The organism is Nitrospirillum viridazoti CBAmc (assembly GCF_000730165.1).
Taxonomy (GTDB): domain Bacteria; phylum Pseudomonadota; class Alphaproteobacteria; order Azospirillales; family Azospirillaceae; genus Nitrospirillum; species Nitrospirillum viridazoti.
The window spans coordinates 970,001-995,836 of the sequence record NZ_CP022112.1 but is presented as its reverse complement, the minus strand read 5'-3'; the positions used below and the strand labels follow the sequence as shown (position 1 = coordinate 995,836).

General features: G+C 62.9%; 25 protein-coding genes and 3 pseudogenes (1 of these 28 running past the window's edge). 14 read left to right on the top strand and 14 right to left on the bottom strand.

The genetic code is table 11. The features are described 5' to 3' along the window. Positions 1-9 precede the first annotated feature (9 nt). From Y958_RS31625 to Y958_RS26055, 7 genes and pseudogenes are all read left to right on the top strand, one after another. Complete coding sequence (locus Y958_RS31625; protein WP_145727849.1) at positions 10-855, top strand: tetratricopeptide repeat protein; 846 nt, start codon at positions 10-12, stop codon at positions 853-855. A gap of 334 nt (positions 856-1,189) precedes the next feature. Beyond that, complete coding sequence (tnpA, locus tag Y958_RS33115; RefSeq protein ID WP_186291500.1) at positions 1,190-1,576, top strand: IS66-like element accessory protein TnpA; 387 nt, start codon at positions 1,190-1,192, stop codon at positions 1,574-1,576. Next, positions 1,573-1,926: an IS66 family insertion sequence element accessory protein TnpB gene (gene tnpB, locus Y958_RS26075; protein WP_088874787.1), complete on the top strand. Its 354-nt coding sequence runs from the start codon at positions 1,573-1,575 to the stop codon at positions 1,924-1,926. Before tnpA ends, tnpB begins: the two co-directional genes overlap by 4 nt. A 59-nt stretch (positions 1,927-1,985) precedes the next feature. Further along, positions 1,986-3,566 (top strand): IS66 family transposase, encoded by a 1,581-nt coding sequence (gene tnpC, locus Y958_RS26070; RefSeq protein ID WP_088874786.1) that lies wholly within the window; start codon positions 1,986-1,988, stop codon positions 3,564-3,566. After that, positions 3,563-4,249, top strand: a complete 687-nt coding sequence (locus Y958_RS26065) for a YecA/YgfB family protein (RefSeq protein ID WP_186291499.1) — start codon at positions 3,563-3,565, stop codon at positions 4,247-4,249. The genes tnpC and Y958_RS26065 overlap by 4 nt, the downstream gene beginning before the upstream one ends. 36 nt (positions 4,250-4,285) lie before the next feature. After that, positions 4,286-4,546 (top strand): annotated as a pseudogene (locus Y958_RS26060) (transposase); the annotation flags it as partial. Beyond that, positions 4,543-4,869 carry a hypothetical protein gene (locus Y958_RS26055; RefSeq protein WP_088874785.1) on the top strand — a complete coding sequence of 109 codons (327 nt, stop codon included), beginning with the start codon at positions 4,543-4,545 and terminating at the stop codon, positions 4,867-4,869. The pseudogene Y958_RS26060 and the gene Y958_RS26055, both read left to right, overlap by 4 nt. A gap of 112 nt (positions 4,870-4,981) precedes the next feature. Here Y958_RS26055 and Y958_RS31620 read toward each other — a convergent pair whose 3' ends face one another. From Y958_RS31620 to Y958_RS26045, 3 genes and pseudogenes are all read right to left on the bottom strand, one after another. Beyond that, on the bottom strand, positions 4,982-5,362 hold the full coding sequence (locus Y958_RS31620) for a hypothetical protein (RefSeq protein ID WP_145727848.1): 381 nt from the start codon (positions 5,360-5,362) through the stop codon (positions 4,982-4,984). A 366-nt stretch (positions 5,363-5,728) separates the two neighbouring features. Beyond that, positions 5,729-6,217: pseudogene (locus tag Y958_RS26050) on the bottom strand (IS630 family transposase); the annotation flags it as partial. 275 nt (positions 6,218-6,492) lie between these two features. Beyond that, positions 6,493-7,425 (bottom strand): annotated as a pseudogene (locus Y958_RS26045) (IS110 family RNA-guided transposase); the annotation flags it as partial. Positions 7,426-7,604: 179 nt separating this feature from the next. Between Y958_RS26045 and Y958_RS26040 the strand changes: the two are divergent. From Y958_RS26040 to Y958_RS26030, 3 genes are all read left to right on the top strand, one after another. Further along, positions 7,605-7,913, top strand: a complete 309-nt coding sequence (locus Y958_RS26040; protein ID WP_211098723.1) for a transposase — start codon at positions 7,605-7,607, stop codon at positions 7,911-7,913. Further along, positions 7,862-8,710, top strand: coding sequence for an IS3 family transposase (locus Y958_RS26035; protein WP_145727847.1), 849 nt, complete (start codon positions 7,862-7,864; stop codon positions 8,708-8,710). The genes Y958_RS26040 and Y958_RS26035 overlap by 52 nt, the downstream gene beginning before the upstream one ends. A gap of 215 nt (positions 8,711-8,925) precedes the next feature. Next, positions 8,926-9,318 carry a hypothetical protein gene (locus tag Y958_RS26030; RefSeq protein ID WP_088874783.1) on the top strand — a complete coding sequence of 131 codons (393 nt, stop codon included), beginning with the start codon at positions 8,926-8,928 and terminating at the stop codon, positions 9,316-9,318. A gap of 812 nt (positions 9,319-10,130) precedes the next feature. Here Y958_RS26030 and Y958_RS31615 read toward each other — a convergent pair. Beyond that, positions 10,131-11,231 (bottom strand): plasmid recombination protein, encoded by a 1,101-nt coding sequence (locus Y958_RS31615; RefSeq protein ID WP_145727846.1) that lies wholly within the window; start codon positions 11,229-11,231, stop codon positions 10,131-10,133. A gap of 281 nt (positions 11,232-11,512) precedes the next feature. On the opposite strand from Y958_RS31615, the gene Y958_RS26020 reads away from it, so the two are divergent. Both Y958_RS26020 and Y958_RS26015 read left to right on the top strand, forming a co-directional pair. After that, entirely contained in the window at positions 11,513-12,820 is a 1,308-nt protein-coding gene (locus Y958_RS26020; protein WP_088874781.1) for an IS701 family transposase, read from the top strand. Positions 12,821-13,026: 206 nt separating this feature from the next. Further along, the gene (locus tag Y958_RS26015; RefSeq protein WP_088875248.1) at positions 13,027-13,260 is read left to right on the top strand and encodes a DUF6429 family protein; all 234 of its coding nucleotides are present in this window, start codon (positions 13,027-13,029) and stop codon (positions 13,258-13,260) included. Between the two features lie 128 nt (positions 13,261-13,388). Here Y958_RS26015 and Y958_RS26010 read toward each other — a convergent pair whose 3' ends face one another. The 6 genes from Y958_RS26010 to Y958_RS25985 form a co-directional block, all read right to left on the bottom strand. Beyond that, entirely contained in the window at positions 13,389-16,505 is a 3,117-nt protein-coding gene (locus tag Y958_RS26010) for an efflux RND transporter permease subunit (protein WP_088874780.1), read from the bottom strand. Further along, the gene (locus Y958_RS26005; RefSeq protein ID WP_088874779.1) at positions 16,502-17,800 is read right to left on the bottom strand and encodes an efflux RND transporter periplasmic adaptor subunit; all 1,299 of its coding nucleotides are present in this window, start codon (positions 17,798-17,800) and stop codon (positions 16,502-16,504) included. The genes Y958_RS26010 and Y958_RS26005 overlap by 4 nt, the downstream gene beginning before the upstream one ends. Beyond that, on the bottom strand, positions 17,797-19,068 hold the full coding sequence (locus Y958_RS26000) for a TolC family protein (protein WP_088874778.1): 1,272 nt from the start codon (positions 19,066-19,068) through the stop codon (positions 17,797-17,799). Before Y958_RS26000 ends, Y958_RS26005 begins: the two co-directional genes overlap by 4 nt. A gap of 107 nt (positions 19,069-19,175) precedes the next feature. Next, positions 19,176-19,538: a hypothetical protein gene (locus Y958_RS25995; RefSeq protein ID WP_145727845.1), complete on the bottom strand. Its 363-nt coding sequence runs from the start codon at positions 19,536-19,538 to the stop codon at positions 19,176-19,178. Between the two features lie 151 nt (positions 19,539-19,689). Then, complete coding sequence (locus Y958_RS25990) at positions 19,690-20,106, bottom strand: hypothetical protein (protein ID WP_088874776.1); 417 nt, start codon at positions 20,104-20,106, stop codon at positions 19,690-19,692. A 115-nt stretch (positions 20,107-20,221) separates the two neighbouring features. Continuing rightward, complete coding sequence (locus tag Y958_RS25985; protein ID WP_145727844.1) at positions 20,222-20,578, bottom strand: hypothetical protein; 357 nt, start codon at positions 20,576-20,578, stop codon at positions 20,222-20,224. Positions 20,579-20,635: 57 nt separating this feature from the next. Between Y958_RS25985 and Y958_RS25980 the strand changes: the two genes are divergently transcribed. Next, positions 20,636-21,031, top strand: a complete 396-nt coding sequence (locus tag Y958_RS25980; protein WP_211098722.1) for a helix-turn-helix domain-containing protein — start codon at positions 20,636-20,638, stop codon at positions 21,029-21,031. A gap of 108 nt (positions 21,032-21,139) precedes the next feature. On the opposite strand, the gene Y958_RS25975 is transcribed toward Y958_RS25980, so the two are convergent. Together Y958_RS25975 and Y958_RS25970 are read right to left on the bottom strand one after the other, a co-directional pair. Continuing rightward, on the bottom strand, positions 21,140-21,805 hold the full coding sequence (locus Y958_RS25975; RefSeq protein ID WP_145727843.1) for an HNH endonuclease: 666 nt from the start codon (positions 21,803-21,805) through the stop codon (positions 21,140-21,142). Positions 21,806-21,867: 62 nt separating this feature from the next. Next, positions 21,868-23,952 carry an AAA family ATPase gene (locus Y958_RS25970; RefSeq protein ID WP_088874773.1) on the bottom strand — a complete coding sequence of 695 codons (2,085 nt, stop codon included), beginning with the start codon at positions 23,950-23,952 and terminating at the stop codon, positions 21,868-21,870. Between the two features lie 59 nt (positions 23,953-24,011). Here Y958_RS25970 and Y958_RS25965 point away from each other — a divergent pair, with 59 nt between their 5' ends. Further along, positions 24,012-24,464 (top strand): helix-turn-helix domain-containing protein, encoded by a 453-nt coding sequence (locus Y958_RS25965; RefSeq protein ID WP_186291498.1) that lies wholly within the window; start codon positions 24,012-24,014, stop codon positions 24,462-24,464. A 53-nt stretch (positions 24,465-24,517) separates the two neighbouring features. On the opposite strand, the gene Y958_RS25960 is transcribed toward Y958_RS25965, so the two are convergent. Continuing rightward, a complete protein-coding gene (locus tag Y958_RS25960; protein WP_088874771.1) occupies positions 24,518-25,408 on the bottom strand; it encodes a LysR family transcriptional regulator in 891 nt (296 codons plus the stop codon). A 225-nt stretch (positions 25,409-25,633) separates the two neighbouring features. Then, positions 25,634-25,836, bottom strand: partial view of a site-specific integrase gene (locus Y958_RS25955; RefSeq protein ID WP_088874770.1) — the end only. Its footprint extends 1,240 nt past the window's final position; 203 of the gene's 1,443 nt are visible here — the last part of the coding sequence; the start codon falls outside the window, past its right edge — the gene reads right to left on this strand; it ends in the stop codon at positions 25,634-25,636.

The following is a 25,836-nucleotide window of genomic DNA, read 5'->3' as shown; positions in this document are numbered from 1 at the left end:
GCCGAGGTAATGATGATTAATAGTAGGGTAATTCTTGCGGCTATCCTATTTTCTGCGTGGCCGATGAGTGGTCACTCAGCAGTTTCTGGTTGGGTCCAATACAAAGAAGAAGATAAATCGATGCGATCGGCGGGCGATCAGATATTTGATATGCAGCCTAGTGAGATTGAGGCATCGAAAAAGGCCGCGTTGTCGGGGGAGACCGATGCCGCTATGCGTCTAGGGCGCTTCTATCTTAATATGAAGAAGGAATCCCCTGACCAGGGAGTCCGCTGGCTGGAAATCGCCTATCAGAATGGCTCAAAGGACGCTATGTATTTATTGGGTTTAAATCTATTTAGATCAAAAAATATTAATTCGAGATTGCGGGGCGTTTATTGGCTTAAAAGGGCCTCTACTGAGTGCGGTGAGCCAGACAGAATGAATTCTTTAAATTTCATAAAGTTAAATCAAAAATCTGTGTCTCGCTTAGAAAAATTCATGAAATATGAACCATCTTTTAATAAATATTTTCCAGAAGATGAAGGGTTCTCCATAAAGCCCAATCGGATTAAATATTTTGAGCGCGCTGCTTTGGCGGGAGCGCCCGGCGCTGCTATGCATCTGGGTAAGTTTCACTTGATAACAAAAGATCCACATTCCGAAATTGGCGTCCGTTGGCTTGAGGTCGCGTTTGAAAATGGAAGTTCTGAAGCTATGTATGCTTTGGGCTCAAATCTAATAGATTTTGAAGGTGATGATGCACGATTAAGGGCAATCTACTGGTTAAGAAGGGCGGAAAATGAAAGCGATGAAAGTACTGAGCCTTTCCGGAGTTTGGCGAGATCGATGTTAAGGGCCTATAATATTGAGTGAATTGATTGAGGTGGGTTTGGATTCATATCGTTGCTTGCTGTGGGCGGTTTTTTTGGGGGTATATTGTGTCAATGGAGCAATGGCAGTCATGATAGAAGTAAATGAACCGTATGCTCATCTGGAATTACTATGCGGAATCCCCCCGTTAAATCAGAGCCCTAATCGGCTTACGTGATAAAATGTGCATAAGTGATGCACAGGTGTAATCCTAAATCCTGTCATTTTTGATGCTGCGGAGCAGGGTCGCGGCTCTTTTAGCGTAAGCGCTATTTTGCCCCCACGTCGTCCGATATCCCATGATGTGCGATGATCGGGCCTGTCGAAGGAGGCCCGGTTGGATCGTTTGCCCATTAATTTGCCAATCAATGAGCCCACGCCGTTTCCGGCGGAGGTGTTGGAGGGGTCTGAGCGTCGGCGCCGATGGAGTGCGGAGGAGAAGGCGCGGATCGTGGCGGAGAGTTTGGAGCCGGAGGCGGTGGCGAGCACTGTGGCGCGGCGCCATGGGATGCACCGGAACCAGTTGTATGCGTGGCGCCGGGAGCTTCGCGGCGGCGAGAAGGCGGCTGGCGTCACGTTCGCCCCCGTTGTCGCGGAAGGGGTGGCGGCGCCAATGACTCCGGGCATCGAGATCACCTATGCGGGCGCGGTGATCCGTGTCGGCCGCGATACCGACCCGGCCCTGTTGGCGCGGGTGCTGCGCACGCTGAAACGGCTGGGATGATACTTCCCCCGTCCGGCATCCGGGTTCTGGTGGCGACGCGGCCGGTGGACTTCCGGCGCGGTGCCAACGGCTTGGCGGCGCTGGTGCAGGAGGTGCTGGCGCAGGACCCGTTCTCAGGGACGGTCTTCGTGTTCCGCTCCAAGCGCACGGACAGGCTGAAGCTGCTGGTCTGGGATGGCACCGGGCTGGTGTTGGTGTGGAAGCGTCTGGAGGCCGGCAGCTTCCGCTGGCCGCCGATCACCGACGGGGTGATGCGGCTGTCGGGCGCCCAGATGGAGGCACTGTTGGCCGGGCTGGACTGGAGCCGGCTGCATGTCCCGCGACAGGGGCGCCCGAAGGTTGCGGGATAGCCCGACCGTTGGGGCATACGATGCCAAGTGGCTGATTCCGTGCTATAAATGCTCTTGCCATGCGGATCGATCCCGACACCCTTCCGGCCAATGTCGAGGCCTTGCGCGCCCAGGTTCTGGCGCTGGCGGAGACATTGGAGGCCGAGCGGACGGAGCGCCAGCGGGTCGAGGACCTGAACGACCGGTTACGCCACCTCATCCGCCAACTGCAGCGCATGCAGTTCGGTCCCCGGTCGGAGCGGCTCGATGCCGACCAGCTCAATCTGGCGCTGGAGGATGTCGAGCAGGCCCGGGCTGAGACCGAGGCCGTGGCGGAGAAGGATGATCCCGCGCTGAAGCGGCGGCGAACCGGTGAGCGCCGCAAGGCAAGGGGATCGCTGCCGCCGCACCTGCCGCGCGTCGAGGTGGTGGTGGCGCCGGAGAGCACGGCCTGCCCTTGCTGCCAGGGGGCCATGCACGTGATCGGCGAGGACCGGTCGGAGCGGCTGGACGTGGTGCCGGCCCGCTACCAGGTGATCGTGACCCGCCGGCCCCGCTATGGCTGTCGCACCTGTTCGGGCGCCGTGGTCCAGGCCCCGGCGCCGGCCCGCCTGATCGAGGGCGGCCTGCCGACCGAGCGCCTGGTGGCGGCCGTGCTGGTCACCAAATACGCCGATCACGTTCCCCTGTACCGGCAGGCCCAGGGCTTCGCCCGGCAGGGCATCGTGATCGACCGCTTGACGCTGGCCTTCTGGGTGGGCTACGCCGCCGCCGAGTTGACGCCGATCTGGCGGCTGATGCGCGCCGACCTGTTGCGCTCCGGCAAGCTGTTCGTTGACGAGACCAAGGCGCCGGTGCTCGATCCGGGCCGGGGCCGGACCAAGAGCGGCTACTTCTGGGCGCTGGCGCGGGATGACCGGCCCTGGCGGGGCGGCGATCCGCCGGCGGTGGTCTATCACTACGCGCCCGGCCGGAGCGCCAAGCATGCCGCCGGCGTGCTCGACGGGTTCGCCGGCATCATCCAGACCGACGGCTATATCGTCTACAAGACGGTGGCGAACCGCGCAGGCATCGCGATCGCCCATTGCTGGGCGCATCTGCGGCGGGAGTTCTTCGACGTCACCAAGACGGGACCGGCACCCATCGCCGAGGAGGCGTTGCGGCGGATCGCCCGGCTTTATGCCATCGAAGCGGAGATACGGGGCCGCACGGCAGCAGAACGGCGGTCCGCCCGCCAGGCCCGGAGCCGGCCGCTGGTCGAGGACCTCAAACGATGGCTGGAGCGGCAGCTCGGCCGTGTGTCCGCCAAATCGACGACGGCTGAGGCGATCCGCTATGCGCTCAACCAGTGGACCGGCCTTGTCCGCTTCCTGGACGACGGGCGGATAGAGATTGATTCCAACACGGTGGAACGGAGCATCCGGCCCTTGGTCCTCAATCGCAAGAACGCGCTCTTCGCCGGTCACGACCGCGGAGCGGAGAACTGGGCGGTGATCGCCTCGCTGATCGAAACCTGCAAGCTGCAGGGCGTGAATCCGGAAGCCTATCTGGCCGACGTGCTGACCCGGCTGGTTGACGGATGGTCCAACGCGCGGCTGGCCGAACTCACGCCGTGGGCCTGGGCCGAGGCGCAGGCCACTGCGGTGAGGGCCGCGGCATGACCATCGCCTCCTCATCCACCGCCTGGCTGGGCTTCCTCGCCTCGCCGGCGGCACCGAAAAGCGCGCCGTCGCCGCTGGCGCTGGAGGGGTATCTGACCGGCATCGTGGTGGCCCCCGACCTGATCCCGCCCAGCCGCTGGATCGCCGCCCTCTGGGGCGACGAGGAACCCACCTTCGACAACGACGCCGACCTCCACGCGGTGATCGGCACGCTCATGACCCGCTACAACAGCCTCCTGAGCGAGATCGACGCTGGCCTTGAACGGCTGGAGGCGGAGCAGGTCTGCGACTACCGGCCCGCCTTCCTGGACGCCGGAGAAAAGCCCACCCACCAGGCCGTCCGGGAATGGGTCTCCGGCTTCTGGCGGGCCATGGCCCTGGCGCCCGAGGGCTGGACCGCCTTTGCCGGGGACGAACGGCTGGAGGCGGTCATCACCCCCTTCGTCGGCTTCATCGACCTCGACGACGGCGCCTTCGTCCCCGCCGAGGACATCGACGAACGCCTCAATGAGGCCGCCGGACAAATCCCCCGCGCCATCCTCGTCCTGCACAAGATCGCCAAGATCAGAGCGGCACGCCCACCCGCAAAGCCAGCGCCCATCCGTCAGGCCAAGGTCAGCCGCAACGACCCATGCCCCTGCGGATCAGGTAAGAAATACAAGCGCTGCTGCGGCGCGAACTGAGCCGTCAACCGTTACGCCGGTGGGGCGCACGCACCGCTTACTGTGCGCCCGCATGTTGCCCAGAACATCAGCGGGCGGCGTTCGGCCATCGATGGGCGCACCACCCGCCACCCCGGCTATTCGGCATCCTTGAAGGCGCGCAAGCGCATTGAGGAGGCCTTCGGCTGGATAAAGACGGTGGCTGGCTTGCGCCGAACCAAGCTGCGTGGCCTCGCCAAGGTGGATTGGGCCTTCGCCTTCACCGCCGCCGCTTACAACCTGGTGCGCCTGCCCAAGCTCCTGGCGGTTACGCCATGAGCGGCCCGGCGGATTGCAAAATCCTCGGGCGTTGGCGGATCGTTGAGGCTGACCTCTGGGATGGCAGCTACCTCAACCTGGCCGGGCCCGCCACGCTGACCATCGGCAACGACGGCCAGGGTGAAATGGCCCTCGGCGCCATGCAAGCCAGCCTGGATCTGCAATATGGCCGCTCCATCGTCTTCTTCCGGTGGGGCGGTTCCGATGAAGGTGATAAGGTCACCGGCTCAGGATCGGCTGAGCTTAACGATAACGGCACCCTTGAGATCGAGCTCTCATACGACAACGATGACGAGGTCACCCTCAAAGGCCAAAGAAGCTGACTTCTTCAACACCCCTAGCCCAAATTCATACCCGACGACGTACGGCGCCCGCTGATATCGCCTGTCAGGCGCGCGGATGGTCGGGGCAGCGCTGTTACGCGAAGCTCTCTATTCAATTGTTCTCATATTGAATAAATGCAACGTCCTCGGAATCCGGCCACGTATTGCAATACCCACCTCCGGTAACCGCAATTTTAATATGGGATGAGTACGCGGTCAATATGGATGCCATTAGAACTTGACCTGCCGGTGTACTAGCATTGAAGGCCCAGCGCCCATTGTATGATGTTGCACAGGGGGCGGGTAATATTCTATTGCTGTCAACTGTAAAATAAAAATAACCGCCGTTCCCCATACTAACATTTTTTACATACCCGTAATCCGATCCTCCTGCTGTTGCAGTGGCCGGGGCGGCCAAAATTTCAAGAGCAATACCCATTAAGAATATTTTATTAAATTTCATAGCGCCAGTTCCTTTTTTGGTGAATTGCAAGAGGGGTTTTCCAAGAATAATTTGACACAACAAGGGAATATAAATTCCTTTTTTATTCTGTTAATCCACAAGAAGCGGATTTCCAAAGAGTCTTGTCAGCAATCGGCTAGGCAACACCCAGACCCCAGCCAATTTTCTGATTCACATGCTCCTGAAAAGGTCAGTCCTTACAGGCTTTGAGTACATTACTGCTTGCATCATGTGGCAATTCAATTTCGATCGTCTCATCATTGTTAATTAACCCAACTCCGAGCCAGAATCCTCATCGCAATTTTGGGGCCCACCCCACCGGAAGAGGGCAGAAGAATATATCCTAATATCACGTTAATTTATAATACCGAAGAGCGTTGATTGTGACCCAAGGGCCTACTGCCGAAGTCCGATGGACATGATGCGGTATGGCTGTTCGACGAGTTTGTTCCAGGCGCGGCAGCAATGGTCAACGATGTCGTCATAGTTCTGGAAGATGCGATTTGGGAGCCAGTTGCCGCGCATGAACTGTCAAAGGTTTTCGGCCGGGTTGAGTTCCGGACAGCGAGGCGGCAGGGACATGAGCGTGATGTTGACCGGCACGATGAGTTCGGCCGAGTGATGCCACCCTGCCTGATCAAGGATGAGGACGGCGTGCGCGCCGGGCGCGACGTGGACGGCGATTTCCTGGAGATGGCGGTTCATCGCGGCGCTGTTGCAGCGGGGCATGACGATGCCGGCACCTTTACCCTCCGCCGGGCAGATCGCACCGAAGATCCAGGCTGAGGCCCGGCGCTGATCCTTTGGTGCTGACGGCCTGGTGCCAATCCTGGCCCAGCGCCGGGTGAGCTCGGTCTGCTGACCGATCCGCGCCTCGTCCTTACATGAGGGTTCGTTTGTCAAGTCGGGTTCCGCACACCTGTATTCTCCTGTCGGCTGTGGGTGTTGATGAGGAATGGGGCCGGGGAAATCCTTGTCGCAGCTGCGGCTGCATCACCTTACATACGGCCGGGTCCTTGGCCCGCGCCACAATGCCTCATGCACGAGGCGCACTCCCCGGTAGGACGCGACCCACCTGCCACGCGGCAGTTCGGAATGACCATTGACGAAGACGGTCGCGTTTCCTCCATCGCGCCAGCGACGACGCCGGACGTGATCCTTTATGCTGCGCGCAGGACCACGCCGTCCGGCACCTGGCTCGTCTCGGTGTAGCGCCAGAGCGCGATCAGCAGCTTGCGCGCCAACGCGACGATGGCGATCCGCCGTGTCCGTCCCTCCAGGGCCCCGACGCGCCGGCGGAACCAGCCGGCCAGTTCGCTATCCGGCTGGTAGCGCAGCCAGAGCCAGGCGAGTTGGATCAGGGTGGTGCGGGCACGGGTATTGCCGGCCCGCCCGATCCGCCGGTCACGGTCGATACTGCCGCTCTGAAAGGGCGTTGGCGTCAGGCCGACATAGCTGGCGAGTTGCTTGCGGTTGGCGAAGGAGCGGTACAATACCTCGCGTACCAGCACGGCCGCGAAATTCTCGCCGATACCGCGGATGCGGCGCAGGGTAACGATCTTCTGGTTGTCCGTATCCTGCGGCGCTGCCTCCAGCGCCCCATCGCGTTCGCCGTCAAGCTCGCGGATCAATTCCATCGTCAGGACGAGGCGCCGGCGCAACCGGTCGAGTTCGCGGGCCAGCAGGGGCGGCAACGGTCGCCCGTCGCCGGCCCGTAAGGCTGCAAGATCGCGGTCCCATGTGCGCAAGGATGGCCGTTGCCGGATACCCTGGGTCGCCAGCAGCGCCAGGATGCGGTTCTCATAGCGGGTACGTTCCTGAACCAGATGCTCGCGTTCGCGATGGGGACGCCGAGCATCCTCCGCCTCGGGTGACGGAACGCGAACCATGCTGCACACTTGGTGATCGCCACCGGACCAGGCGGCAAGGAGGCGGAGCATGCCCTCGGTGTCCAACCGATCCGTCTTGGCGCGCCTGGCGCGGCGGTTGACCAGGATGCTGGCCGGCTCGATCACATGGCAGTCGACACCATGGGCGAGACGGGACCGATGAAGCCAGAACCCATCCCGTCCGGCCTCGAAACAGCAGACAACGGACACCGGCTGGCCCAGCCTGGCGATGACCTGCGAACTTAGATCGGTGAGCAGGTCCAACTGGAGTGCGCCCCTTGGGGTGGACACGGCGGGGGTAAAAGATTGACGGTGATGTCGGGCCTTGCAGGAGTAGTGTCATGGCGAAGCACCGAGTTCACAGCATCGCGTTCAAACGCTAGGTGGTTGCCGAATATGCCGGTGGTGAATCCCTTCACGGCCTGGCGACGCGGCATGGCATCTGTCGCAATCTGATCCGGGTTTGGGTTGCCAAGGCGGAGGCCGGGGAATTCGACGACGAGATTGAGGCGTCGAACCTGCTGGCGGAATACGAAGGCCGGATCGCCGCCCTGGAACGGCTGGTCGGCCGACAAGCGCTTGAGATCGAGTTTCTAAAGGGGGCGCTGAAGCACGGACGCTCCAGCAAAAGCGGGACTACATCCGTGGTTGCCGGCCCGTCGGTATCAGCGTCGCCGAAGGCTGCCGGCTGATGGGGATCGCACGCTCCACCTACTATGACGCCCCCATCGAGACCGACGGCGACGCCATGATCCTGGACCGGATGAAAGCCATCTGCGCCGAGTTCGAAAGCTACGGCTATCGGCGGGTCGGCGCGGAACTGCGCCACCAGGGGCTGGTGGTCAACAGCAAGAAGGTGCGCCGGCTCATGCGCGAGCACAACCTGCAACCCCGGCGCCGGCGGCGCTTCGTCGCCACGACCGACAGCGACCATGACGAGCCGATTTTCCCGAACCGGGCGGCCGACATGCCCCTCACTGGTCCCGATCAGCTCTGGGTCGGCGACATCACCTATGTCGCCGTGATGGCCGGCTTCGTCTACGTGGCCGTGATCCTGGACGCCTGGTCCCGCCGTGTCGTGGGCTATGCGATCAGCCGCTCCATCGACACCCGGCTTACGATCGCAGCCCTGAAGGCCGCCATCGCCGCGCGAAGCCCACCCGCCGGCTGCGTCCAACACACCGACCGTGGCAGTCAATATGCCAGTGCCGCCTATCGCCGGATCTTGGCGGACAACGGCTTGGTCGGTTCCATGAGCCGGCGTGGCAATCCCTACGACAACGCCAAGGCCGAAAGCTTCATGAAAACCCTGAAGGTCGAGGCCGTTTATCCCATGGCGTACGAGACCTTCGACGACGTGGTGGCCGATCTGCCGCGCTTCATCGATCTGGTTTACAATGCCCGCCGCCTCCATTCGGCGTTGGGCTACATCAGTCCTATAGCTTTTGAGGAACAACACGCCCGATCACCGGTCAATTCCGCGGCTTGAAGCTGTCCACCCCAAGGGGCGCACTCCAACTTCTGGGGAGTATTCATCCGCCACTGACAGGAACGTCCGGCGCTGGGCGAGTGGGTCGTGACAGAGCCATTATCAACGGTGAGTGAGGGTGAAGTATTGTCAAGGCGAAAATATTTTAACGTGCAATTCTGAGTTCTCTGCGCCATAAAGTAAAATTAGAGGTGTCTTCCAAAAGGGATATGGGAATGCTTGCGAAGGTTGTTAAAATTGCCTTGTCCTGTCTTCCGGCGGCGCTTGCTGTCGTGGTCGGTACGTCGCCGGCCAAGGCCGTGGAAGGATCAGCGATTATGACCATACAGAACATCATGACCGGCTTCACATCAATAGGAGGTGACCAACTGTGGATTCGCGTTTCCGGCCAGCCGACGGGCGTTCCCGCTGCCTGCGTGTGGGGGCCCTATTCCTATTTCTACGTTAAAAGCGGCGGGGATGTGGATCCGCAAAAGGCGCTTGCCATTTTCCTGACGTCGAAGAGCACCAACCAGCCCGTCGAAGTAGCATGGGACACCTCAGGCGCCATCAGCAACTTCGGCGGTTATGGGCAGACGAGTTGCATGATCCGGAAAATTCTCTGGTAGGGCCCATCGGCCAAGGCGAGGTTAGATTACGCGAACCAAACGGGAGGAGCAGGTCCACTCTGGCTAAGGCCTTGAGGTCGCCATCCTGTGGTCTGTGTGTGAACTTATGGCCCGCCCCGTCCACAGGTGGTTTAACGATCCAGCCTTGATCAGTCTGCTTCAACGTATCCGGCCTCGGGACGACGCCCCAGCCAAGATGGAGGTCCGCGCAGTCCGGTCTTCATAATCGGCCCGGCCTCGAAGGCCGTTCACAACGCCCAGGTTTCCGCACTGCCGTTCGACTGCCTGGCCGCTTCACCCCGGCTCCGGCCGTTGAGGATCTGCGCCAAGGCCAACAACCGCCGAACCTGATCGGTATCGCCGCACCGGCGGGCCAATTGGCGCAGAGCCGCTGCTGAATAATCCGAACGAACCGCGACTGCCGAACCTATAGCAAGCTTCCTCTGCGCTTGCTCTGGTGATTCAGAAATCAGCCCGATGGGAATCCCCTTACCGAGAGTCGCCGTCAGCGCTCGTTGGTGTGGACGCGCATACGCGTTCTGACATTTTCCAACTTATTCCGACAAATTCGGAACAATCCGAACTTTTTCGGAGAAAGTCCGAATTGTTCGCACTTTGTTGAAAGTGTTCAAACAAGTTCTGAACCGTTCCAACAAGGTCGGAACGGTTCAAAACTTTTGCCCGACGCATGGGTAGCCGCCATAGGCTCCGTGCCATAATAACCTCCCGCCATTATGGCTGCCCTTTTCCCCAAGGGGCTCACCATCAGTTCAGGCGAGATCGACCATCGAAGCTCATGCTAAGGCGATGGCTCACGTTTGCCCTGGCAGTGAATTGAACGAAGAGCGTCGATCCATTTCTAATCCAGAATACGCGGCGTTATCGCTGGCACACGTTGCCTCGGCTCGCCGCAAACTCATGGCGTTGATCACTGCAGCCGCCGCCACGATGCCTTCCGCTTGGTTCAAGAACCGCTTGATGTTGTCGGCCACTTCAGCCGGAAGCTGATCCGCCAACGCTTCAAGGGCATATTTAACCGCGACACAGCCCGTATCGAGGGCCTCTTCCCGACTGGCTGTCCAGGCCTGCATCTGGATCACTTGCTGATCGAGGGCGCTCTCCCGCTCCTCCAAGACCTGCGTCCTCGCCTCCAACGCAGCTTGCCGATCAGCGAGGGCCTCCGCATCACGGCGGGCTCGGGCCAAGCGCGTCGCGCTAGCCTTTTCACGCTGCCAGTCACCACGACTGAGGCGCTTCCGTCGGGGCCCCGTGCGCGTGAGGCCGGCGTCCAGGCTCACCTTTTCCCAATATTCGTCCTGGAACTCGACCATGGCAGCCTTGTAGGCCTTGTTGCCGGCTCGGGTAACGTCTTTCCCGCTCAAGCCCGTGTTTCGGGCTTGGCCCTCCGCCATTTTTTTCGCGACCTTTCCCGGATGGCAATTATCCGCTTTCATGCCATTATCAGGGCGTGGCAGGAAATAAATATGCAAATGTGGATAGGCTTCGTCTCGATGATGAACGGCAGTGAAGAAGTCAAGGTGGTGTGCTTTGGCCCATGACCGAGCCCAGTTGATGGAAGATTTTGCCCAATTATCAAACGTTTCTTCTTCAATCTGATGTGTTGGGGTCGGATGGCTAGTCACCATAGATACAAGGACCCTCCGGTCTTTTCTGATTGCCCTGCCGGAAATGCGGCCCGCTTCCTGAACACGACGCCCCAGTTCATCTATGAGTGCATCTATCGGGACGCCTTGAACGCGTGGTAGCTGGCGAGAAGCAACATGTTCGCAGCTGCCTGGCAATCGAAACGCCTCGGCCATAATCTCATCGACGGGGCGTGTCGCGTCCGGTCCAGCCATTGTCGAGCGGACCAACGGATGTGTCTGTAGATGGATGAACTGGTAGCCGGCCATGTTACACCTGCTCGATAAGTGCGATGCCTTAAGGGTACGATGCAGGGAGCGAAACGACGACGCAAAACCGAAACCAAGCCGAAGTCATAGTCGGTCCGTATTATTTTGAACTGACGCCGGTGACCGGAGTGATAACAATCCTGCTGGTTGCGGATGTTAGGACCGTAGATCCGTTCTGTCCGGACCGCCGGATCAACGTCCCTAGTTCTACTGTGTCATAAACATAGCGATAAAATGAGGTAGAAAGTATAAGGGAGATTCATGTTCTGTTCGAGGGCGACATGGATTTTTCTGCGGGAGAAGGCAGCGGCGAAGGCCGTTTTGCGACCTATGTCGAGCACTTGGCCTCAGCGCTGGGTCACGTGGATCGAGTTGCCCCATTCCGGGCTTACTGCACCGGGCTGATGCTTCCGGGCGAGCGCAAGAGCGTGGAGCCGATGGCGGCCCGGGTGGAGCCTGGCCGGGTTGGGGCGGCGCACCAGTCCCTGCATCACTTCGTCGCCAAAGCGGCCTGGGATGACGCGGTGGTGCTGGGCGCGGTGCGTGACCTGGTGTTGCCGGTGCTGCAAGCCCATGGACCGATCCGAGCCTGGATCATCGACGACACGGGCATGCCCAAGAAGGGCCGCCACTCCGTCGGCGTGGCGCGGCAATACTGCGGCCAGTTGGGCAAGCAGGACAATTGCCAGGTCGCCGTCTCGCTGTCGGTGGCCTCCGACCACGCCAGCCTTCCCGTCGCTTTCCAACTCTATCTGCCCGAAGCCTGGGCCAACGACCCGACGCTACGGGCCAAGGCTGGCGTTCCCGATACCGTCAGCTTCCAGACCAAGCCCGCCATCGCCCTGGACCAGGCCCGTGCTGCTGTGGCAGCGGGACTGCCCCCCGGGGTGGTGCTCATGGATGCGGGCTATGGCAACGACACCGCTCTACGGGATGGGATCAGCGCGTTGGGCCTCACCTATGTCGCCGGCGTCCAATCCAACATCACCGTCTGGCCGCCCGGTGTGGTGCCGTTGCCGCCCAAGCCCTGGAGCGGCAAGGGGCGGCCACCGAAGCTGCTGCGTCGCGCTCCGGGACATGAACCGACATCGGCGAAGGCACTGGCCACCAGCCTGGCGCCAGAAGCGTGGCGCACCGTCACCTGGCGCGAAGGCACCAACGCCCCGCTCACTTCCCGCTTCGCTGCCGTCCGCGTCCGTCCCGCCCACCGGGACAATGAGCGGGCCGAACTGCGGCCGGCGGAGTGGCTGCTCATCGAATGGCCGGAAGACGAGCAAGAGCCTACCAAATATTGGCTGTCCACCCTGCCGGAAGCGACGGCGCTGCCGGACTTGGTCGATACCGCCAAGCTGCGCTGGCGCATTGAGCGCGACTATCTTGAACTTAAGCAGGAACTCGGCCTCGATCACTATGAGGGCCGGGGATGGCGCGGATTCCACCACCACGCCACCCTCTGCATCGCCGCCTATGGATTCCTGCTCCGAGAACGGGCCGCGATTCCCCCCTCAGCTTCTGCTCAAACCAGGAGCCTCAAGGCGCCTGACCTTCCCAAAACTTACAGACCCAGGGGCTCCACCCCCTCGGCCTGAGCGCCACGTTCCGACCTCCATCGCCACCATGCGCATAACCATCGCACGGGCTCTCGCCAAAACACTCCCGCGATGTCCATGCTGCCATCAAATGCGCTACTTATGACACAGTAGAACTAGTGCGGATGGGGCCCCCCGGCGGCGTGGGGATGTTGTGCTTCGTTCGCTTCGACCGGCCATCGGCCAGCTTGATCAGAATATGCATCATGGATGACATCGACACCGACCGCATCGACGAGGCGGTCCTGGCGCTACTGCACCTGGGGCTGCATGATGAGGGACGGACCTGGAAGACATTCGACTGGGAGGCGATGAACCGGCTTCACGCGAAGGGGTTCATCTCCGATCCAATCGGCAAGACGAAATCCGTGGTGTTCACGGAGGTTGGTGCGCGGCGCGCCGAGGAGCTGTTCCGCCAGCTGTTTGCCCGTCGCTCCTAGATAGTCCGCAACGCTATTGGGGCGTAAATTCGTCGCGCGCCTGGTGGGCGATCCGACCACGGGTGCTCTCTGCGATCAGCCGTGGTCGGAATCCCGGGGACGCGGGCGGTCCTTGCCCCCAGCCGCCGTCACCCGGCCGCCCGCCGTTTCACCAGAGCATACAGCGCCGGGATCACCAGCAAGGTCAGGACGGTGGAGGAGACCATGCCGCCCACCATGGGCACGGCGATGCGGCGCATGACCTCGGAACCCGTGCCCGTGCTCCACAGGATGGGCAGCAGGCCGGCCATGATGGCCACCACGGTCATCATCTTGGGCCGCACCCGCTCCACCGCTCCTTCCAGGATGGCGGCGCGCAGGTCGGCGGGTGTTGCCGGGGCGCCCTCGCGCGTCCGCTGGGCCAAGGTGGCCGACCAGGCGTGGTCCAGGTAAATCAGCATCACCACCCCGGTCTCAGCCGCCACGCCGGCCAGGGCGATGAACCCCACGGCAACCGCGACGCTGATGTTGTAGCCCAGGGCCCACAGCAACCAAGCGCCGCCTACCAGGGCGAAGGGCACCGACAGCATGACGATCAGGGTTTCAGCCAGGCGTCCGAAGTTCAGGTACAGCAGAATGAAGATGACGCCCAGCGTGGCGGGGACGACCAAAGCCAGCTTGGCCTTGGCCCGCTGTAGATACTCGAACTGTCCGCTCCATTCGAGGCGATAACCCGGTGGCAGGCTGACCTTGGCCGCCACGGCACGCGCCGCTTCCGCCACATAACCGCCCACGTCGCGACCATGCATGTCGACATAGACATAGCCAACCAACTGCGCGTTCTCGGTGCGGATGGACGGCGGGCCTTGGGTGAGGGCCACGCTGGCCAGGTCGCCCAGCGGCACCATGGCCCCATTGGGCAGTGGCACCAGAACCTGAGTGGCAATGGCCTGGGGACTGTCCCGCAGGTCGCGGGGATAGCGGACGATGACGCCATACCGCTCCCGCCCCTCCACCGTCGTGGTCACCGTCTCCCCGCCCAGGGCCGTGGCCACCACCTGCTGCACCGCGTCGATGCCCAGGCCATAGCGGGCGATGCGGTCGCGGTCGGGGGTGATCTCCAGGTAATGGCCCCCGCCCAGGCGCTCGGCATAGGCGCTGGTGGTGCCGGGCACGCCGCGCACCGCCGTCTCCACCGCCGTCGTCAGCCGCTCCAGCACCGCCAGGTCGGGCCCGAACACCTTGACGCCGACCGGCGTGCGGATGCCGGTGGACAGCATGTCGATACGGGCCTTGATCGGCATGGTCCAGGCGTTGCTGACCCCTGGCAATTGCAGGGCCTGGTCCATCTCCCGCACCAGGCCGTCCAGGGTCAGGCCCGGCCGCCAGTCGGCCTGCGGCTTCAGGGATACCACCGTTTCGCTCATCTCCAGCGGGGCGGGGTCGGTGGCGGAGGCGGCACGTCCCGCCTTGCCATAGACGGACGCCACTTCGGGGAACGACTTCAGGATGCGGTCCTGCGTCTGCAGCAGTTCCGCCGCCTTGGTGACGGAAATGCCGGGCAGGGTGACGGGCATGAACAGCAGCGTGCCCTCGTTCAAGTCCGGCATGAATTCCGAGCCCAGGCGGGACACCGGCCAGGCCGTGGCGGCCAGGGCCAGGATCGCCGCCACCACCGTCACCTTGGGCCAGCGCAGCACCAGCGTGATCAGCGGACGATAGGCCGCGATCAGGGCGCGGTTCAGGGGGTTGCGCGCCTCCGGCACGATGCGGCCGCGCACGAAGAACAGCATCAACACCGGCACCAGGGTGACGGACAGCAGGGCGCCGCCGGCCATGGCGAAGGTCTTGGTGTAGGCCAGCGGCTTGAACAGCCGCCCCTCCTGCGCCTCCAGCGCGAACACCGGCAGGAAGGAGGCAACGATGACCAGCAGGCTGAAGAACAGCGACGGGCCCACCTCGCGCGCCGCCGCCAGCAGGGCGGGGCCCCGAGGCTCACCCGGGGCCAGCCGTTCCACATGCTTGTGCGCGTTCTCGATCATGACGATGGCGGCGTCCACCATGGCGCCCAGGGCGATGGCGATGCCGCCCAGGCTCATGATGTTGGCGCCGATGCCCAGTGGCCGCATGACCGCGAAGGCCGCCAGGATGCCGATGGGCAGGGTGATGATGGCGACCAGGGCGCTGCGCACGTGGAACAGGAAGACGACGCAGACCGCCGCCACGATCAGGCTTTCCTCCAGCAAGGTATGTTTCAGCGTCTCGATGGCCCGGTCGATGAGGTTGGACCGGTCGTACACCGCCTTGAGGGTCACACCCTCCGGCAACGCCGGCAGCAGTTCCGCCAGCCGCCGCTTGACGCTGGCGATGGTGGTCAGGGCGTCGGCACCGTCGCGCTTAACCACGATGCCCCCCACGGCCTCACCCTGGCCATCCAGTTCGCCGATACCGCGCCGCTCATCCGGTCCCAGTTCCACCCGGGCCACGTCGCGCAGCAGCACGGGGGCGGCCCCGGCGGTATCCGCCTTCAGCACCACCCGTTCCAGGTCGCCGGCGTCGCGCAGATAGCCCCGCCCGCGCACCATGTATTCGGTCTCCGCCATCTCCAGCGTGCGGCCGCCCACATCGCGGTTGCTGGCGCGAACGGCGTCCGACACCGCCGACAGCGGAATGCCGTAGGCTTGCAGCTTGCGGGGATCGACCACCACCTGGTACTGGCGCTCGAACCCGCCCAAGGCGGCCACCTCGGCCACGCCATCGGCCTTGGCCAGTTGGTAGCGGACCAGCCAATCCTGGATGCTGCGCAGTTCGGCCAGGGTGCGGCCCGCACCCTGGACAACATATTGGTAGACCCAGCCCACACCGGTGGCGTCCGGCCCCAGCGAGGGCGTGGCGCCGGCTGGCAGCCGTTTTTGCGCGACGTTCAGATACTCCAGCACGCGGGAGCGCGCCCAGTAGAGATCCGTCCCCTCCTCGAACACCACATAGACGAAGGAGACGCCGAAGTTGGAAAAGCCGCGCACCACCTTGGAGCGGGGCACCGCCAGCAGGGCGGTGGACAGGGGGTAGGTCACCTGGTCCTCCACCACCTGCGGCGCCTGGCCGGGATAATCGGTGTAGACGATGACCTGCGTGTCGGACAGGTCGGGTAGGGCATCCAGCGGCGTATGCCGCAGGGACCAGGCGCCCAGCGCGGCGATGAACAGGGTGGCCGCCAGCACCAGCACCTTGTTGGCGGCCGACCAGTCGATGAGGCGGGCGATCATGGCTTGGCCCCCCCGTTGGAGGTGCCCCTGTTGGAGGTGCCCCTGTCCGACGGGACGGTTGGGCCGGTCGTGAAGGCTTCCAGGGCGGCCTTCAGGTTGCTTTCCGCGTCGATCAGGAAATTGGCGCCGACCACCACGCGATCACCTTTCCGCAGGCCGTCGCGCACCTCCACCTTGCCATCGCCCCGTACGCCCAGATGGACGGCGCGCGGCTGGAAGCGGCCGTCGCCCAGGTCCAGCAGCACCGTCTGTCGGGCGCCGCCGTCCAGGACGGCGGACTCCGGAACCACCAGCAGGGTGGGGCCGTCGCCGCCGGCGTGCGGCGTTTCTATGGTCACGCTGGCGTACATATCGGCCAGCAGGGCGCGGTCGCGGTTGGGCAGGATGATGCGTACCCGTGCCGTCCGCGTCTCCCGCGACAGGGCGGGGTAGATGAAGTCCACCACCCCGTCGAAGCGGCGGCCGGGATAGGCCGTCAGGGTGGCGTGGGCCATCTGGCCGGGCCGCACCAGGCCCACCTCCCGTTCCGGGACCTCCGCCACCAGCCAGACGGTGGACAGGTCGGCCAAGCCGTACAGCGGCTCACCCGGCGCCACCCGCATGCCCGTCACCACCGGCTTGTCGATGACCACGCCATCCGCCGGCGCCCGGATCGCGATCTGGCGGGCGGCCTCGCCACTGCGTTGCAGGCGCGCGATCTCCTCCGCCGGAATGTCCAGGGCGCGCAGGCGGGACAGGGCGGCCGCCACCAGATCGGCGGGCTGGCCATGACCCATGTCGGCATGGCCGTCGGCGGCCAAGGACAGGGCCAGCAGGTATTCCTTCTCCGCCGTCAGCAGGTCGGGGGCGTAGAGCTGGGCCAGGATCTGACCCCGGCGGACGGCATCGCCGGTGGCGGCTACGACCAAGTTCTCCACCCAGCCTTCCGCCCGGGTGGTCACCACCACCTGGTGCCGCTCATCCAGCGCGATGGTGCCGGTGGCCTGCACCGATCCCACCAGAGCCGGCATCTCTTCCACCGGGGCCGTCCTGACGCCCAGGGTCTGCAGCTTGCCGGGCGCGATGCGCACCGTGCCCGCGGGCTCCGCCCCCTCGGCGTAGACCGGCAGGTAGTCCATGCCCATGCCGTCCTTCTTGGGCACGGGCGAGGTGTCGGGCAAACCCATGGGATTGCGGTAGTAGAGGACCTTGCCTTTGCCATCGGGTGCCTTGGCGGCCAGTGGGGTTTGGCCCTGAGCCAAGGGGACGATAAGAAAGGCCAGGCTCAGGCCCAGGGCGACGCGGATGCGGGTCATAGCGGGCCTCCCACTAGGCGTTCCAGAGCGGCAAGCGCCTTCTGACCCTCCACCTCGATACGCAGCAGGTCCAGCCGGGCCTGGTGCAGGCGATGTTCCGCCTCCAGCACGGCGGCCAGGCTGCCCTGTCCCCGGCCATAGGCAGCCAAGGCGGCTTCATGGGCGCCGCCCAGATCAGGCAGCAGTTGCGCGCGATAGATGCCGGCCTGCTGGCGGGCGGCGTTCAGCGCCGCCAGCGCCTCGGCCAAGTCGCCCTCGATGTCCGCTGCCGTGGCGGCCAGGCTCTGCCGGCTGGCGTTGGCCTTGGCCACGGCTTGGCGCTCCTTGGCGCGCTTCGGCTCCGCCTGCAGGGGAATCCTGAAGCCGACCGTGGCGGTATAGCCGGTGGGGCCGTTGTCGCGCTGGATGGCACCCACGGCCAGGGAAAGGTCGGGGTACCAGGCCTTGGCGGCCAGGCGGCGTTCTTCCTCGGCGCCGCGCACCTCCGCCAATCCGGCAGCCAGGCGGGGGTTGTCGGCCCGGGCCCGGTCGGCCAACACCGGAAGGGGCGGAGTGGACGCCGGCAGGGGACGGGCGCCGGTCGGCGGGGCCAACGGCATATCCGCCGGACGCGCCAGCAGGGTATTCAGGCGGGCGGCGGCGGCGGTCCGGTCGGCCATCAGGCGGGCGGCCTCCACCTCGGTGCGGGCCGCTTCGGCCGTGGCCGTCAGGGCGTCGCCCTGGCTGCCCAGGCCCTGGGCGTAGCGGTCGGCGGCGTTGCGGGCCATCTGGCGATCCAGGTGCCCCACATCGCCGTTGATGGCCAAGGCGGCCGAGGCGGCAGCGTACAGGGCGTAGGCGCCCTTGATACGCTCCTCCAGCTCCAGGCCCACCGCCCGTTCCCGGCCCCGCGCCGCGTCCACCGCCGCCAGGGCGACGCTGCGGCGCAGGTCGCGCTTGCCCCACAGGGGGAATTCCTGCTCCACCGTGATGTAGGTCTTGTTGAGGCGCGGGCCGCTGGTGCGGTCCACCTCATCGGAATTGACGCGGAAGGTGGGGTCCTCCAGCGCATCGGCGGCGGAGGCTTCGGCATCCATGGCCGCCGTCTCCAAGGCCGCGGCCTGGAGGGATGGGTTCAGGTGGCGGCCGGCATCCAGCAGGCCGTCCAGATCAGCGCCCAGCGTTGGCGTGTCGGGGTCGGATGCGGCCTGGGCGTGGGGGCTGAAGGCGAGCAACAGGGACAGCGCCGTCACGGCGCTGGCCGTGCGGGCATGGGTGTATCGGGTCATGAAGCTTCCCTTCCCGAAAGGGCATCGGGGCCGGCGTGCGATGCCGGCGGCGCGGACGGACCTCGGGCAAAGCCCCAGGTCGCGGGGACGCCCTCAGGGCGCCCCGGTCACGCGGCGATGGGAGGGAAGGGTTCCGGCGCGATGGACAGGCCGGCCAAGGTCGTCGATGGTGGCCAGAACAGGACCATGCTGAAGACCGCCGGTGCCCCCGGCTGGCCGGACCGCTCCGGCAGCAGGGAGACGCCCAGGCAGCCCATCTGCTTCAGGCAAGCGGCGTTCAGGCCATGGCAGGGACCGTCCTTGGCTGGGGTGCCGGCGATCTGCGCCATAGGGCAGTCATCGGGCATGGCTATGGCCGTCGCGATCGTGGGCGTGGCCGCAGGCGAGTCCAGGGGCATGGCCTGGACCGTAGTGCCGCCCAGGAAGGCCAGCAGGCAAAAGACCATCACCACGCCGCGCAGGCATGCCACCACCATCCTTGACCGGTGGCCCGGCAGGCGGGTTGGAATCAATGAAGAGGCAAGCCGACGGCGTGACATGCGTCTAGAGGTAGGCCCCGCTGACCAGGAATGCAATGCGGCACGTGTGACCAGGGGCTGGCCGGACATTCTACCTTCTGATCTACCTCCTGATTTCAATGCCGCCCTGGCGAGCCCATTGCCCGGCTTCGAAGTTCATTCCTACCAAGTCGAATATCAGCGGCAGCAGTAACAGCCCCAAGCCGAAGAAAAGGCAGCCGATAAGGGCGAGCACCACGAAGAAGATTATCCCTCCCCAGCCGGGTACAGAATAATACAACTTCCCGTCGGGAAGCTTGATGGCAAGGACCTGTTTCTTGTCGGCGAACGGCTTGGTGAACCAAATCGTGAGTTCCTGACCGTCGCATTCATCCAGAAAGGCGTCCAGACCGTTCGGCACGCCCAGATCCGTGATGATGCGATCACCGATCTCAGCGATCGAGTAGACACAGAAGCCGCCGGTGAGGGTGTGATTGCCCCGGCGGCGGAGAACCCCGCGGGCTTCCTGCAGCTTGGCCAAAGTCGTGATCCGTTAATGAGGGAAAGGGAGAAGTCTCATGGCGTGCCCTTCCGGCGGACGCCTTATCGGAGGGGGCGCCACAGGACGGGGAGCAGTGGGTGTGAGCTTGCTTTCCCTACTTCGTCCGGACGTAGGGGATGGGCTTGCTATGACCAATGTCGATTTCGATCTTATCGTCACCGACGACCTTCACGGGCAGACCTTGGTCGCTTTGCCCTTCCGGGGTAACGAACCAGCGGCCGTCCCGCTGGTCATATTGGACCTTCACGGGGACGCCGGCGCCGGTAACCATCGTGCCCGGCTCGAACTCGATTTCGTCGCCGATAGCGCTGGCCGCAATCTTATCAAGCATGTCGGCGGTTGGAGGCAGATTCAGCTTCCAATGGCCGATGAGCGGGTTTTTTCCGCAGCTGGCGAGGATACCAAGCGAGAGCAGCAGAATGGCGGCGCGGCCGAAGGGGCGGCCGTTCAAGTGGAGGCGCATCGGGAACCTAGCTGAAAGGATGGACGAAGGGCGATCTGGCTTCGGATGCTAACCAATGTTCGGGAGGAGCTATGGTTTGGCGTCATCCTCATCGACAGACTTAAGATATATATTATGGCCTTGGCCTTTGCAACCGCGTGTTTTTCCCGGATGGCTGAGGACATCCGGATCCAGTTTGGGAAATTGCTGCGGCAGCACAGGAAGGCGAAAAGCCTGACGCAGGAGGAGCTTGCCGGCCGTGCGAATATGGCTGTGCCCTACTTGTCTGACCTGGAACGGGGCAAATGGAATCCCAGCCTTGCGGTAATGGTGGATCTCGCCCGCGGGTTGGAGATCGAGGCGTCGGACCTGCTGGTGGGACTTAAGATCGACCGTGCAGGCGGAGAAGAAGGGGATGGGCCCGGGCCTGAATTGCCAGAGAGGAAAAGAGGCGGAGTGTAAGGAGTGGATGCCGGTTGGTGAGAGCCTGAAGCCTCCCGGCCCTTGCCGTTCATAGGGCAATATAAGCAGCGCCCAATTTTATGGCAGGGCAAGTGGGGTCGCCGCTATTTAATTCTTTATTCTTGACAAAAATCTGGTGGCATCTCCAGATTCGATGAATTCGAAAGCTCTTATCTTCGCGTCGAGGACGGTCGGGTATTTCATTACCCCCCGAACATTACCGATTTTAAGCCGGTAATGGCCTTCGTAAGGTGATATTTGGACAAGTATCCGGTCGCGGATCATTGCCATGTCGCCTGCCACTGTGACTTTCCACTTGGGCGAGTCGACGAAGCGCCTTTTCTTTTCACGCTCCTTGATAAGGTTGGCGTGGTGCTCCCCGGCGTCGGTGGTGGCGGTGAGCGCGTCGCAGCAGTCCGTTCCGACCCCCATGGCGCCCCAGGAGGGGTGACCGACGGCGTAGATGTATCGAATTTCGGTGCCACAGAGTTCACAGCTGCCGCAGAGGCTGCCGAGATCATCCACCCCGAAAAGCGACCAACCCGTCTTGGGCATTGCGATGCCGTGCTCCGCCGCATGGCAGCCTTTGCAGAGGGTTTCACAGTCACCATAGGGGTATTCCCAAGGCAGTCGGCCTGAGACGTAGGCCTTGTGATGGGCCTGCAGCACGGCACCGTCAGCCCGGCTTCGATGGCATCGGACGCAGCGGCCGCCGTCCAACTTGATGACCTCCTCCCGGTAGAGGTGCCAACGGGCATGACTGTAGGGTTTCATGATCATCCTTCCGTGGCGTCCGGCGGAACCTGCTGGGAGGGCGGGTTCCGCCTGGGCGACGATCACTGCAGCGTCCGCGTCCGGGTTTCATTGAGGGTGGCGTTGGCGATGGCGATGATCTCGGTGGCGGAGGCCGCCTCCCGCGCCAGCAAGAGGCCGGCCACATGCTCGACCGCGCTGTGCCACGCGTAGAGCAGGACCCGCACCTTGGCGTACTGGGTGTCCACGATGGCCGTCACTTGCGCCGCAATCTGCGGATTGGAGTTCAGGAGGCGTGGTACGGTCTCTGCCGTCACCGGCCCCAACCAGGTCAGGTGATCACCCAGTCCGTGGGAAGTCAGCATCTGGGTTGCCAGCACGGTCGCGCGGGCCAAGTCGCTATCCCCGTTGCCCCCCGCGCCGGTGCTGGGCGCGCCGAGGAGCAGTTCTTCAGCCGCCCGGCCAGCCAGATGGATCTGGATGAGGTCCAACAGGTCGTTCTGCCGTAAAACCTCGCCATCCATGCGGTAGTTCACGCCGCCCAGCCCGCCGGCCGAGATGCGGATTGACGCCGAGATCAGCATGCTCGGCCGAAGGACCGCCGCGGCAACGGCATGCCCCGCTTCATGGACCGCACAAAGCTGGCGGAGTGCCGGCGTTCTGGGATCCGCAGGGTAGAGATCCGCTTCCAGGTCCGCCGCGACCATAGGCCTGCCCGCAACCCGGGCCCGGCGCTTGGCGGTACGAACCAGGAGTTCGCAGTCCGCGCCGCTGGCACCTTCCATTTGCGCCGCGAAACGGGTCAGATCCAAACCCGGCAGATGGTCGGGCCCCAGATGATAGCGGAGGATGCCCGCCAGGGCGGCTCGATCGGGAAGTGGAATGTGTACCACTCGGTCAAACCGACCCGCTCGAACGAGGGCGGGATCCAGTAAGGCGGGGTAATTGCAGGCGCCAATCATGATGACCCCCTGCCGCCCGTGCAAACCGCCTACGTGCTCCAGCATCGCGTTCGTGATCTGGCGGTTATAACTCTGATTTTGGCCGGGCCTTTCCGAGTGCCGTGCGGTGAAGCTATCCAGCTCATCGATGAAGAGCAGGCACGGTGCGGCGCGCTTGGCATCCGCGAAAGTCGAAGCCATGGCCCGCAACATATCGCCCTGATGACCGGCGGCCTGCCACTCGGCATACGACGCGGTGATCAACGGCAGGCCACAGCTGGTGGCGAGGGCGCTTGCGAATTGGGTCTTCCCTACGCCTGGCGGGCCGGCTAACAAAAGGCCCTTGTCCATCTCGTGCCAGGAAAGCATACCGGCGCGATAAGCGGCAACGTCGCGACGCAGGGCTTCGCCCCATTCCTTCGCTTCATCCATGCCGTGCAAATCCTCTAAACGGGGGCTTGCCGGCAAGCGAACGCGCGCTTTGGCCATCCGTTCCAGCCGGTCGACCCAATCGTCGGGAGATGTTGCGGGTCGCGCCGCCAGCTTCAGGTCCGCGGCGCTCAGCAACGCGCATAATGCATCCGATAGGGTGCGCGCAGGCCGCCGTGCAAGCTGTGCCATCGCCTCGGTCAGAATGGCGCCCGTCAGCGCTGGAACAACCAAGCGGAAGTCTGCCGCTGCCGTGAGACGTGGCGGCAAATCCGCTTCGCTGGCCGCGAGGATGATGACGCCAGTCCCCCGCATGAGTTGGTTGGCGGCCATTGTTTCCAGATGATCGATGGTTGGGCTGCGCGGGGTTCCGTCGCGCGTGGCGACGCTCCAGATGCTGGTGATTTGATGGTCGGGCGCGTCGAGATCGGGAAAACGAGGGTCGACTAAATCGCCAGTACTGCCGACAGGAAAGTCGTCATCGTCGTCCAGTTCGATCATATCCGGGTATGCCGGGGTGTTCAGCGGTGCGCCAACGGTTGGAGCCTTACGCCAGGCGAAACCGTTCAGTGCGTCCTCGACCACACTCTCCATCGGGGCCACCCAACTGGCGTCAGGCACGACGATGGTGATGGCGACGCCGCCACGGCGAGCGGCGGGTGCGAGGCCTTGCGTACCCGCAAATGTCGCCTCCAGAAGGAGTTTTGCGGCGGCCTTCTCCAACATCGGCGGCTTAGGGCGGCTCGGCATCGGGGCTGTATACTCATCACGCAGTTGATTCAGCTTATCCAAAGACATGGCTTCTCCTTGCGGCGGAAGGGTTTCGCGCCGTCTTTTGCAGAGGGGGGATGTCGCTCTTGACCAAACAGAACCTTGTGGTCGCTCAAGGGGGCGTATTTTTTGCGCCTGGCGTCATAAATAACGCAAATTATGCGGTTACCGCAAGCGCTAAATCCGCCTATCATGCGGAAATGGACGTTAAAGCTCGCGTGGCCACGCGGATAAAGGCCATCCGCAAACGCAGAGGCCTCTCCCAAGAGGCCCTGGCAGCGCTTATTGGCCGATCACCGGATGCAATCTCGAATCTCGAGCGGGGGGTATCGTCGCTGCCCTATGACACGCTGGACCTCCTGGCCAAGGGCTTGGACGTTCCGTTGTCAGAGCTATTCTTAGAGGAAAGTGGGGACCCGAGCCGGGCGGAGGCGGTAGCCCGCCTCACCGATGCAGCAAGGCAGCTGGATGATCAGATGCTGGCCACAGCGGTGGCCATCGTGGAACTGCTTGTTGCAGGGGCGGGAAAAGGCAGTTAGTTGCGGCGTGTGCAGGGTTGGGCTTTCAAGCTATAGAAGGACCTTTTGCGTCCTTACTCGCTGTACTCTAAAGCATCGATCAGCAGACGGAGGGCAGGAGTGATCTCGCCTCTGGGAAAATATAGATAGTGGCTGGTCAAGGGGGCGCACCAGTCATCCAACACGCGATGCACGAGACCTGAGTTAATGTAAGACGCAGCGAGCCTTTCCGGGGCATATGCGAGGCCGAAGCCCGAAATGGCTGCTTCAAGCGCGTGTTCGAACTGGTTGAATATCAATTGCCCTTCAACAGTGACTTGCACTTCCTGTCCGTCTTTCTTGAACTGCCAGTTCAAGATGTCTCCAGTAATCTCCGGACGAATGTTGATGCATCGATGCCCCTCAAGGTCATGCGGTTTCCACGGTAACGGTTTGGCCTCAAAATAGGACGGAGAACCAACGACCGCGAAGCGGATGTCGGGGCTCACGCGAGTGGTAGTGGCGTTATCAAGTAGTGGGTCGTGAGGACCCACGTAAGCGTGGAACATTTGTGCCACTTCGTTTATCGGTAGGCAAATAACATTCATCTCAATTCTTATATTCGGATGAAATTGCAGAAATCTGCACAGCTTTGGCAACAGAATCATCTGGATGATATGGCTCGTGACTGCAAGGCGGACAGTCCCTGAGGGCGTATTATCCTTGGGAATGAGCGCATTTAGCCGGTCATCAATTCTTCGGTAGAGCGGTTCCACTGACTGAAACAATTGTCGGCCGGCCACGGTCAATGAAACACTTCGAGTGGTGCGTTCCAACAGGCGAGCACCCAGCCGTCCTTCAAGCTGTTTTATAGTGGCGCTCAGGGTCGATTGGGAGACGCCGAGCACCTTCGCAGCCTTGCTGAAATTCAATTCGCGCGCGACAGCGAAGAAGGCAGGAAGGTCACCGATGATGGAGCGTGTCATGCAAATTCCATGATATTGATGCGGAAATCCGATTAATGGCCGAAACTAATGGTCAAAATTTATGGATTTCAGGGAATTAACAGATAATCTAAATATCTGCTCGCTGTTCAGTCGAAGAATTTCGGTCCTGGCCGCTTGAATTCCTAAACGATGGTGCCAAGGTGGGCGGGTGGACCCGGCCAAGCGATGTGCCTACCGCGCGGTCCTGGTCGCATCACAGCCAGATCAACTGCCCCCGCTGATGAACAGGTGGTCCAGCGCCACCGGCGCCTTGACCCGCTCAATCACCAGCTTGGCCTCAGATGGGGCCAGGTCCCGGCCGTAGCCCGCGCCGATGCTCTTGCCTTCGTGGCCGAATACCTTGTTGACGATTTCCTCGTGCAGATCGGCGCCGCGAAGCGCCTGCCGGAACGTATGCCTCAGCGAGT

Coding starts and splice junctions, on each gene's coding strand:
- Y958_RS26010 (WP_088874780.1), bottom strand. CDS start 16,505: ATGATCGCCCGCCTCATCGACTGGTCGGCCGCCAACAAGGTGCTGGTG.
- Y958_RS26030 (WP_088874783.1), top strand. CDS start 8,926: ATGCTTGCGAAGGTTGTTAAAATTGCCTTGTCCTGTCTTCCGGCGGCG.
- Y958_RS25970 (WP_088874773.1), bottom strand. CDS start 23,952: ATGTCTTTGGATAAGCTGAATCAACTGCGTGATGAGTATACAGCCCCG.
- Y958_RS25960 (WP_088874771.1), bottom strand. CDS start 25,408: ATGACACGCTCCATCATCGGTGACCTTCCTGCCTTCTTCGCTGTCGCG.
- Y958_RS25980 (WP_211098722.1), top strand. CDS start 20,636: ATGCTAACCAATGTTCGGGAGGAGCTATGGTTTGGCGTCATCCTCATC.
- Y958_RS26055 (WP_088874785.1), top strand. CDS start 4,543: ATGAGCGGCCCGGCGGATTGCAAAATCCTCGGGCGTTGGCGGATCGTT.
- Y958_RS26015 (WP_088875248.1), top strand. CDS start 13,027: ATGGATGACATCGACACCGACCGCATCGACGAGGCGGTCCTGGCGCTA.
- tnpC (WP_088874786.1), top strand. CDS start 1,986: ATGCGGATCGATCCCGACACCCTTCCGGCCAATGTCGAGGCCTTGCGC.
- Y958_RS25975 (WP_145727843.1), bottom strand. CDS start 21,805: ATGAAACCCTACAGTCATGCCCGTTGGCACCTCTACCGGGAGGAGGTC.
- Y958_RS26020 (WP_088874781.1), top strand. CDS start 11,513: ATGGATTTTTCTGCGGGAGAAGGCAGCGGCGAAGGCCGTTTTGCGACC.
- tnpB (WP_088874787.1), top strand. CDS start 1,573: ATGATACTTCCCCCGTCCGGCATCCGGGTTCTGGTGGCGACGCGGCCG.
- Y958_RS26005 (WP_088874779.1), bottom strand. CDS start 17,800: ATGACCCGCATCCGCGTCGCCCTGGGCCTGAGCCTGGCCTTTCTTATC.
- Y958_RS26000 (WP_088874778.1), bottom strand. CDS start 19,068: ATGACCCGATACACCCATGCCCGCACGGCCAGCGCCGTGACGGCGCTG.
- Y958_RS31625 (WP_145727849.1), top strand. CDS start 10: ATGATGATTAATAGTAGGGTAATTCTTGCGGCTATCCTATTTTCTGCG.
- Y958_RS31615 (WP_145727846.1), bottom strand. CDS start 11,231: ATGGCCGGCTACCAGTTCATCCATCTACAGACACATCCGTTGGTCCGC.
- Y958_RS26065 (WP_186291499.1), top strand. CDS start 3,563: ATGACCATCGCCTCCTCATCCACCGCCTGGCTGGGCTTCCTCGCCTCG.